The 9468-nt window shown below is 46.8% G+C and carries 8 protein-coding genes; 4 read left to right on the forward strand and 4 right to left on the reverse strand.

All coding sequences use genetic code 11. The features are described 5' to 3' along the window. Nucleotides 1-154 precede the first annotated feature (154 nt). The 4 genes from trxA to rpmB all read left to right on the forward strand — a co-directional run bounded on the left by trxA (nucleotide 155) and on the right by rpmB (nucleotide 2359). On the forward strand, nucleotides 155-481 hold the full coding sequence (gene trxA / locus B147_RS0121825; RefSeq protein WP_020589336.1) for a thioredoxin: 327 nt from the start codon (nucleotides 155-157) through the stop codon (nucleotides 479-481). An 11-nt stretch (nucleotides 482-492) separates the two neighbouring features. After that, the gene (trxB, locus tag B147_RS0121830) at nucleotides 493-1407 is read left to right on the forward strand and encodes a thioredoxin-disulfide reductase (RefSeq protein ID WP_020589337.1); all 915 of its coding nucleotides are present in this window, start codon (nucleotides 493-495) and stop codon (nucleotides 1405-1407) included. A gap of 2 nt (nucleotides 1408-1409) precedes the next feature. Then, nucleotides 1410-2081, forward strand: a complete 672-nt coding sequence (locus B147_RS0121835) for an outer membrane protein assembly factor BamD (protein WP_020589338.1) — start codon at nucleotides 1410-1412, stop codon at nucleotides 2079-2081. Nucleotides 2082-2164: 83 nt separating this feature from the next. Next, nucleotides 2165-2359 carry a 50S ribosomal protein L28 gene (gene rpmB / locus B147_RS0121840; RefSeq protein WP_020589339.1) on the forward strand — a complete coding sequence of 65 codons (195 nt, stop codon included), beginning with the start codon at nucleotides 2165-2167 and terminating at the stop codon, nucleotides 2357-2359. 298 nt (nucleotides 2360-2657) lie between these two features. Here the strand turns inward: rpmB and B147_RS0121845 are convergent, their stop codons facing one another. The 4 genes from B147_RS0121845 to ispG form a co-directional block, all read right to left on the reverse strand. After that, nucleotides 2658-3977: a PhoH family protein gene (locus tag B147_RS0121845; RefSeq protein ID WP_020589340.1), complete on the reverse strand. Its 1320-nt coding sequence runs from the start codon at nucleotides 3975-3977 to the stop codon at nucleotides 2658-2660. Between the two features lie 420 nt (nucleotides 3978-4397). Further along, nucleotides 4398-6557, reverse strand: coding sequence for a RelA/SpoT family protein (locus B147_RS0121850; protein ID WP_020589341.1), 2160 nt, complete (start codon nucleotides 6555-6557; stop codon nucleotides 4398-4400). Between the two features lie 112 nt (nucleotides 6558-6669). Beyond that, nucleotides 6670-8175: a proline--tRNA ligase gene (proS, locus tag B147_RS0121855; RefSeq protein WP_020589342.1), complete on the reverse strand. Its 1506-nt coding sequence runs from the start codon at nucleotides 8173-8175 to the stop codon at nucleotides 6670-6672. Further along, nucleotides 8159-9253: a flavodoxin-dependent (E)-4-hydroxy-3-methylbut-2-enyl-diphosphate synthase gene (gene ispG / locus B147_RS0121860; RefSeq protein ID WP_020589343.1), complete on the reverse strand. Its 1095-nt coding sequence runs from the start codon at nucleotides 9251-9253 to the stop codon at nucleotides 8159-8161. The genes proS and ispG overlap by 17 nt, the downstream gene beginning before the upstream one ends. Between the last annotated feature and the right edge of the window lie 215 nt (nucleotides 9254-9468).

Here is a 9468-nt window from a genome sequence, read left to right on the forward strand (position 1 = left end):
CAAAAATTTTAAATCAAAGATACGCTTTGTTCTTCATAGAAAACAAAGCGTATCCTTTTTCAACAGGAATGCTGATTTTTGGCGTCCAAAATTGACAAAATCCGATTATGAACTTATTATTACGATAATTTTAACCTAAAGATAGGAAATAGCTATGGCAGAAAATATTATTCATCTCAATGATGAAGATTTCGACGAACTGTTAAAGACTTCTGACAAGCCGATTATGGTCGATTTCTGGGCCCCCTGGTGCGGTCCCTGCAAAGCCATTGGCCCTACCCTTGAAGCATTGGCCGGCGAATTTGGAGATCAGATCACCATTGCCAAAGTCAACGTGGACGATAATCCCATAAGCCCCAGCAAACACAATGTACAGGCCATTCCAACCCTTATTTTTTTCAAGGGTGGAGAGGTTGTCAATCAGATTACCGGAATGGTGGCAAAGGAAAAACTTGAAGAGGCAATCAAGAGCGTTCTTTAAGGAGATTTCCAATGAGTGAATATGATCTGGTGATCATCGGTGCCGGGCCGGGCGGCCTGACCGCGGGACTGTATGCAGCCCGGGCCCGGATGAATGTTTTGCTGATTGAAAAAGCGGTTCCCGGCGGTCAAATTCTCGTAACGGACTGGATTGAAAATTATCCCGGGTTTCCCGAAGGTATTTCCGGGTTTGATCTGGCCGAAAAAATAAAAGAACAGGCTTTGGCTCTGGGGTTAGAAATTGAAACTGCAGAGGTTCAGGGGCTGGATCTTTCAGGAACGATCAAGGAAGTTATTCTCAAAGAAAAGCGCATTAAAACCAAATCGTTGATCATTGCCTCGGGCGCATCACCCAAAAAATTAGGGGTCGGCGAGGACAAGTTCATGGGCAAAGGAATCTCTTTTTGCGCCACCTGTGACGGGCCTTTTTTCCGGGACAAAGTGGTGGTAGCAGTGGGCGGCGGGGATACTGCGGTCCAGGAATCCATTTTTCTCACCAAGTTTGCTAAAAAAGTATATGTGGTTCATCGAAGAGATGAACTGCGGGCCACAAAGATTCTTCAGGAAAGGGCTTTTGCAAACGACAAAATTGAGTTTTTCTGGGATAGTGTAGTAACCGGAATGGATGGTTTTTTCGGCGTTGAAAAAGTCAATGTAAAAAATTTGAAAACAGGCGATGAAACTGAAATTGAGGCGAACGGCTGCTTTATCTGGATCGGTATTCTGCCCAATACTGAATTCATAAAAGGCGATGTGAAGACTGATGAAAGCGGTTTTATCTTAGTGGACACCAAAATGCAGACGAATGTGCCCGGCGTGTTCGCCATCGGCGATGTCAGAGATACACCTTTACGCCAGATTGCAACGGCTGTGGGAGACGGTGCTATAGCCGCAGTCAGCGCAGAGCACTATGTAGAGAACTCATAAAAATGAAAAAATTTCTCATTGCAGGAATGGTCTTTCTTTTGCTGTCAGGGTGTTCCCTGTTTGAAGAAGACCATCAGATGAATAAAAACGCCCAACAGCTGGCAGCTGAAGGGGCTGCTTCATTTATGAATGAGGATTACGAGGATGCGGTCAAGGCCTATACGGATCTGAAAGACTGGTACCCGTTCAGTAAGTATGCCATTCTGGCGGAATTGAAGATTGCCGATGCTCATTTTCATCTTGAAGAATATCCTGAGGCCATCGCGGCCTATGAAAATTTTGAGAAAATGCATCCTAAAAATGAGGCTGTGCCCTATATCATCAACCAGATCGCCATGTGCTGGTTTAATCAGATAGACACCATAGACAGGGATGCAACGCCTGCAAAAAAGGCCATGGCTGAGTTCGAAAGGCTGATCCGGCTATTCCCGGAAGATGAATACAGCCAGGAAGCGCTGGCGCACATTGATGCGTGTATTGACAATATGGCCAGCCATGAGCTGTATGTTGCCAACTTCTATAATAAAACCAAAAAATACGAGGCAGCACTGAAACGTTACCAGTATATTGTGGAAAACTACGCCGGGACCGATCAAAGTCAGATCGCCCTTGAAAAGATTCCCGAGGTATCTGAACAAATTAAATCAATCGAATCCGACAACAAAGAGAAATAAAAAACCTTTACTTTTATTTTAATCTGTTGTATTTATTTCGGGTTTTAATTTTGATAGAGCGATTTTATTAGGAGTATATAAATATGTCAAAAGAATGTGCAATCTGTGGAAAAAAACCAATGGTTGGTAATAATGTCAGCCATGCCCATAATCTCAATAAAAGGCGCTTCAATCCAAATCTCCAGAGAGTTCGTGCGGTGATTAAGCCTGGTTGCGTCAGAAAAATTGATGTATGCACATCCTGCATCAAAGCGGGGAAAGTCACCAAAGCCTCTTAACTTAGAGTGAGAACAAAAAGTCATCCATCTGCGGCGTTGTATAAAATTTGCCAAATACTAAGATCTTGCATCTGGGCAACTTTTTGTCCAAGTATGGATTCCGTTCGACACTAAGTAAAGATTCGCCATTGGGATTGATGAAGATATAATCCCCTTTTTCTTTACGGGTTAAAGATATTATTAGTAAATTCCGGCATGTGCTAACATGCCGGAATTTTGTTGTTTCAAGAAGCTGAGGCTGTAGTGTCCCTACCCGCGACCGGACTGCGACGCCCCAGGAGAGACAAAACCCGCTTGCCTACAGAATTTTGGAAGCCAATTCCGCCAGTTCAGAACGCTCACCCTTCTCAAGATTGATGTGCGCATAAATATTCTGGCCTTTCATCTTTTCTATAATATACGCAAGTCCATTGGTCTGGGTGTCCAGGTAGGGGTGGTCTATCTGGAAAATATCTCCTGTAAAAATAATTTTTGTGCCCTCGCCTGCCCGGGTGATGATGGTTTTTACCTCATGGGGTGTCAGGTTCTGGGCCTCATCCACGATAAAAAACACCCGTACAATAGATCGGCCCCTTATGTATGAAATCGGCGTGATAACGATCTTTTCCTCTTCTATCAACTCCTTGATATTCTTCCCGTTGGATCCATTTTCATTAAAATGATTCTGTATAACAGAGAGATTGTCATACAAAGGTTGCATATAGGGGTCCAGCTTGGAAGCCACATCTCCGGGAAGAAACCCTAAATCTTTGTTGCTTAACGGGACCACAGGCCGAGCGATGAAAATCTGGCGGTAGAACTGCTTTTTAGCCAGCGCAGCAGCAAGGGCCAGCAGGGTTTTTCCGGTACCGGCCTTGCCGGAAATGGTAACAAGAGAGATATCCGGATTGAGCATGGCATTCAGGGCAAATGTCTGCTCCGAATTCCGCGGTTTGATGCCATAGCATATTCTGGGCTGGATCAGTTTCACAGTCTGGCTAACGCCGTCAAAATAGGCCAGGGCGGATTTGGATCCATTTTTCAATATCACGTTTTCATTGGCAAAAAGGGCAACATCTTCCCCCAGGCTATTGGTGTCGGTTTCATAGGGCTTCTGGTACAGTTTATCCAGGACCTGGGAGCTAATGTTATTTACCACCTTCATCCCGGTGTACATCTCGGAGATATTTTCAACATACTGGGAGTTGTAATTTTCAGTTTTTAAACCGATGGACCTGGCTTTCAGGCGCAAGTTTACGTCCTTGGTTACAAAAATAACATTCTTAAAATCGTTTTCTTTGGCAATGGTATAGGCAATGTTTATGATTCTGACATCCGGGGTGATTTCATTAAAGTTGTTTTTGATTATGGGATCCAAGGCGGTGTCAAGCCGGATGGCAATACTACCCTTTCCGTCATCAATGGGCACCCCGCCGTTGAGCATCGTATCGCTGGACAATGCATCCAGGGTCCTTAAAAAGTCCCGGGCATTGCAATTAATGACATTATTCCCCTTTTTAAATTTATCCAGCTCCTCAATAACCGTAATGGGAATGTAAATATCATTGTCTTTGAATTGATGAATGCATCCGCTGTCATGAAGGATGACGTTGGTATCCAGGATAAAGATTTTTTTCATACAAATCTCCGCATTAAAATAAAAATTCTTAAATCAGGGTGTGGCTGATTCAGGTGTTGATTGAGAGCAAGGAGGTGGGGTACCGGACCTTTCCTTTCCGGTCTTCTGGCGAGGGCTGGTAAATTGAAAACGTTTACCATAATATTCCAGGTTAAAGGTTAATGTTCATGTCGGGCCGCACCGAATAGATTATTGCTCTTCGGGCGGACTGTTAGGGAATTTAAAATTCCGATACGATTAAATGAAGCCCGACTATCTTGAGCATAAATAAAAAAAGCTTTGTTGTATACTCAATTATTCAAAATTTTGGTTAGGAAATGATGAAGAAGCAACAATATTACAATGTTGAGCGCTGTGTCCAAAGCGTCTTTACATTAAAAAGCCGCAGAAGTTATTTCTTCCGAATCCCTAATTAACGAATTAAGTCTCTCCGGTGACGACTCGTTTAACATCGTTAACGGTTTTCACCCGGCGAAGTTCCGTCATGACTTTTTTAAGCTGCCCGGAGCTTTCCACCATGATGGTGAAATAAAAAACGCTGATCCCTTCGTCCGATGTTTCCGAGTGGGCGTTTAGAATATTGATGCCGGCCTTTGAAATGACCGCAGCAATGTCGGCCAGAAGGCCATGGCGATCGTCCGTTTTGATGCAGATGGACGCGGGGTACGATTCTTTAATACCACTGGCCCATTCAACTTCTATGATCCTTTCTCCGCTCATTTTTAAAACATTAAGGCAGTTCTTCCGGTGGATGGCGACGCCCTGCCCCTGGGTGATATATCCGATTATGGGGTCTCCGGGCAGGGGATTGCAGCATCTTGAGAACTTGACCAAAATATCATTGAGTCCTTTTACAATAACCCCAGTGGTAGGTTTGCCGGAAGGCTTGGAACTTGCTTTTTCAATGACGGCATCATCGGTATCCTCTGAATCTTTTTCAAACCCGGGCACAGCCCGGTTCAACACTTGAAGTGCCGTCATTTGTCCGAATCCCACATGGGCGATCAGGTCGTCAACCGTCTTGAAACCCAATGAATCCGCCACCCGGCCGATATCACCTGATTTAATCAGGGCATTGAAATTTTGATTACGCTTTCTGAATGTTTTTTCACACATTTCCCGTCCCAGGGAATAGCTTCGCTCCTTTTCCCTGGCATTGATATAGGCCCTGATTTTCGTCTTTGCTTTGACTGTTTTAACAAAATTAAGCCAGTCCCGGCTGGGGTTATGCCCTTTGGTGGTGATAATTTCGATGGTATCGCCGGTGCGCAGTTCATGGGACAGGGGCACAAGCTTACCGTTGACCCGGGCACCTGTACACTGGGCCCCAACCTCCGTGTGAATCCGGTAAGCAAAGTCAACGGGTGTGGCTTTTTTGGGAAGGGTTTTGATCTCTCCTGCCGGGGTGAACACATAAATTTCTCCGGGATAGAGGTCTATGCGCACATTTTCAAGGAATTCATCCGGGTCTTTGAGATTTTCCTGGTTCTCCACAAGATTGCGGATCCAGGCAAACAGTTCGCCGGTGTTTTCATCAATCTTAGTGCCTTCCTTATATGACCAGTGTGCTGCAATACCGGATTCCGCCACCCGGTCCATCTCATGGGTCCTGATCTGGATTTCCACCCGCTCTCCTTTGGGGCCGATGACCGTAGTGTGGATGGACTGGTACATATTGGGCTTGGGATTGCCGATATAATCCTTTATTTTATAATAGATGGGTTTCCACATGGAGTGAACCGCCCCCATGGCCGCATAGCACTGGGGAATGGTGTCCAGGATGATTCGAAAGGCAATGATGTCGTACACATCATCAAATTCAAGGCCCTGGGACAACATTTTCTGATAAATGGAATAAAAAGATTTAAACCGTCCCTTGATTTGACAGGGCAACTCCATCTCGTCCATTTTATAATGCAGGGCGGTTGAGACCTCATTAATATACGCTTCCTGCTCGTCCTTGGCCTTATCGACCAAGGCCAGAATACGATCATGTTCTTCACGCAGGGTGTAAAAAAAGGCCATCTCTTCCAATTCATGTTTAATCCAAAAGATGCCCAGACGGGCGGCGATCGGTGCATAGATATCCAGGGTCTCCTGGGCGATGGCAGCCTGCTTTTCCGGTTTTTTGTGGTATTTAAGGGTCCGCATATTGTGCAGACGGTCTGCCAACTTGATGAGCACTACCCGGATATCATCTGCCATGGCCAGGATCATTTTACGCAGGGATTCGGCCTGCTGGGCCACCTTGGTGGTCGCATGCAGGGCGGACAGCTTGGTCACGCCCTCCACAATATGCGCTACCCCGGGGCCGAACATATCGGAAATATCTTCTTTGGTGGCAGGGGTATCCTCAATAACGTCATGGAGGAGGGCGGCAGCAATGCTCTCCATGTCCAGCTTCATGCCGGCCAGAATATTAGCAACCTCCAGAGGATGGGACAGATAGGGTTCTCCTGATAGCCGGACCTGGCCTTCATGAACCCGGGCTGAATAAATATAAGCCCGATCAATGAGCGAGACATCCGCATCTGGACTGTATTCATAAATTTTGTCCAATATGTCGGTGATTCGAATCATCTTATCCTATCTGTTATTGCTTTTATCCTAAGCTTTATAACCTATTGAATTATTATCATGTATTATTGTGGATTGAGCCTGGGCATTGATAGACCAGGTCAATCCATAGCTGTTAGTAGGCCTTGGCAAACAGGACCCGTCGGTCACTTTTTGCGCCACAGCAAATACAGGATCCATTTTCGTCAGGGCTGTCAAAGGGAATGCACCGGATGGTTACGGACAAATCCTGTTTTATTTTTTCTTCACACTGACCTGATCCGCACCAGTGGGCCATGACAAACGCGCCGTTGTTATACCCTTTTGCTTTTTTATACAGATCGTAAAATTGTTCTTTTTCATCAATAAATAAGGTGTTGGCTTCCCGGAAGGCTTGGGCGCGCTGGAACAGGGTATTCTGGATGTCATCCAGAATGTCGGCAATGGTATTTATAAAGTCTTGTCTATTAATTGCCTTTTTCTCACCCGTATCCCTGCGGGCCATGAACACGCTGTTATTTTCAATGTCCCTGGGACCCAACTCCACGCGCACCGGAATACCTTTTTTAACCCAGTCCCAGCCCCTGGCGCCGCCGATGTCCCGGCTGTCGATTTCCACTTCCACGGGCAGGCCATGAAAGGTCTGCTGTCTCAGGGCTGTTTTAAGCGCTTCAGCACTTTCCAGAACATCTGAATTGTCAGCTCCTTTCTTGATAATGGGCAGGACCACTATATGGGCCGGGGCAATGCGGGGCGGAAGCACAAGGCCGTTATCATCGGAATGCACCATGATCATGCCGCCGATCATCCGGGTAGATGTTCCCCAGGAGGTGGTCCAGGCATATTCTTCCTGGCCCGATTCACTCTGAAATCTAATGTTGGAACCTTTGGCAAAGTTCTGGCCCAAAAAGTGGGAGGTGCCGGCCTGAAGCGCCCTTTTATCCTGCATCATGGCCTCAATACAGGTGGTGTCATCGGCCCCGGGGAACCGTTCGGACTCACTCTTACTGCCTTTGATAACCGGCATGGCCAGCCGCTCTTCAACAAATTTGGCGTAAAGCTCCAGCATCTGAAGGGTACGTTCCATGGCCTCTTCTTTTGTGGCATGGGCTGTATGCCCTTCCTGCCATAAAAATTCACTGGTCCGCAAAAACATGCGCGTACGCATTTCCCAGCGCACCACATTGGCCCACTGATTTAAAAGAATGGGCAGATCCCGGTAGGATGAGGTCCATTTGGACATGGATTCACCGATAATGGTTTCGGATGTAGGCCGGACAATCAGCGGCTCGGCCAGTTCCCCGGCCGGCACAAGCCCACCGTTTTCGCCCTTTTCCAGCTTATGATGGGTGACAACGGCACACTCCTTGGCAAAGCCTTCAACATGCTCGGCCTCTTTTTCAAGGTAGCTTAGGGGAATAAATAATGGGAAATAGGCGTTTTTTACCCCGGTCTCCTTGAACAGGGCATCCATCTGGCGTTGGATATTCTCCCAGATGGCAAATCCCCAGGGTTTGATCACCATGCATCCGCGGACCGGCGAATTTTCCGACATGTCCGAGGCTTTTACCACCTCCTGATACCACTGGGGATAATCTTCTTCCCTTGTGGGGGTGATGGCAGTCTTAACTTTCTTTCCCATTTATTTCCTCCGCATTTAAGGTCATTGCGTCAATTTCTTTTATCAGCTCATCCACAAGACACGCTTGGTCAATTTTTCGGATGACCTTTCCCTTTTTAAACAAAATTCCCTTGCCGTCACCGCCGGCAATGCCGATGTCCGCTTCTTTGGCTTCTCCGGGCCCATTAACTACGCATCCCATAATAGCGACTTTAATCCGTGCTGAGCGCTCAAGTAAAGCTTTTTCTACCTGTTCGGCAATTTTAAACAAATTTATTTTACACCGCCCGCAGGTGGGACAGGAAATCAGCTCCGGACCCCGTTGGCGCAGGCCCAATGCCCGTAAAATTTCAAATCCGGTGCGAATTTCTTCCACCGGGTCCCGGGTCAGGGAAACCCGTATGGTGTCCCCGATGCCTTCGGACAGCAGCATGCCGATGCCGATGGCGGATTTGGTGATGCCGGCATAAAGGCCACCCGCCTCGGTAACCCCCACATGAAAGGGCACGTCAGTCAATGGCGCAAGCTGCCGGTAGGCATCCACGGTACGCTCCACATCCGACGCCTTCAAGGAGACCTTAATATCATAAAACCCCAGATCTTCTAAAATCCGGATATTGGCAAGGGCACTTTCCACCATACCCCGAGCGGTCACACCGTATTGCTTTTCAATCTCTTTTTCCAAAGAACCGCCGTTTACCCCGATGCGGATGGGAAGCTTGTGGGCCTTGGCACAATCCACCACAGCTTTTATTTTATCGGCCGTGCCGATGTTACCCGGATTGATCCGCAGTCCATCCACGCCGGATTCAGCCGAAGCAATGGCCAGGCGCCAATCAAAGTGGATGTCGGCAATCAAAGGAATATGAATCTTCTCTTTGATTTTTTTTAACGCCTTGGCCGCATCCATATCCGGCACGGCTGCCCGGACAATGTCGCACCCGGCCTTTTCCAGGGACAATATCTGATTTACAGTGGCTTGCACATCCTGGGTCTGGGTGTTGGTCATGGACTGAACCGAAACCTGTGCATCAAACCCCACAGGCTGTGACCCCACCTTTATCTGCCGGGTTTTCCGGCGTTCTTTGAGCAGCGGCATAATTAAATCCTTATTTTAAAAAGCAAATGCCTGCACCGTAAATTTGGGATGCAAGCATATTTTTATAACCAATTAGATTACCATATTGGGATAGTTTTTTTCAAGATGTTGATGCCGGGCTCAGCGCTGACGCATCAAAATTTATTATCAATGATATCAGGGGGGCGGAGCGACATCTAAAATTATTTTGTCGCAAAATTATAATAGACACTCTG

The sequence above is a fragment of the Desulfobacter curvatus DSM 3379 genome, from assembly GCF_000373985.1.
Classification (GTDB): domain Bacteria; phylum Desulfobacterota; class Desulfobacteria; order Desulfobacterales; family Desulfobacteraceae; genus Desulfobacter; species Desulfobacter curvatus.

What these genes read in the sequence shown, in the direction of transcription:
- ispG (WP_020589343.1), bottom strand. Translation starts at nt 9,253, where the DNA reads ATGCCGCTGCTCAAAGAACGCCGGAAAACCCGGCAGATAAAGGTGGGG.
- proS (WP_020589342.1), bottom strand. Translation starts at nt 8,175, where the DNA reads ATGGGAAAGAAAGTTAAGACTGCCATCACCCCCACAAGGGAAGAAGAT.
- rpmB (WP_020589339.1), top strand. Translation starts at nt 2,165, where the DNA reads ATGTCAAAAGAATGTGCAATCTGTGGAAAAAAACCAATGGTTGGTAAT.
- trxA (WP_020589336.1), top strand. Translation starts at nt 155, where the DNA reads ATGGCAGAAAATATTATTCATCTCAATGATGAAGATTTCGACGAACTG.
- B147_RS0121835 (WP_020589338.1), top strand. Translation starts at nt 1,410, where the DNA reads ATGAAAAAATTTCTCATTGCAGGAATGGTCTTTCTTTTGCTGTCAGGG.
- B147_RS0121845 (WP_020589340.1), bottom strand. Translation starts at nt 3,977, where the DNA reads ATGAAAAAAATCTTTATCCTGGATACCAACGTCATCCTTCATGACAGC.
- B147_RS0121850 (WP_020589341.1), bottom strand. Translation starts at nt 6,557, where the DNA reads ATGATTCGAATCACCGACATATTGGACAAAATTTATGAATACAGTCCA.
- trxB (WP_020589337.1), top strand. Translation starts at nt 493, where the DNA reads ATGAGTGAATATGATCTGGTGATCATCGGTGCCGGGCCGGGCGGCCTG.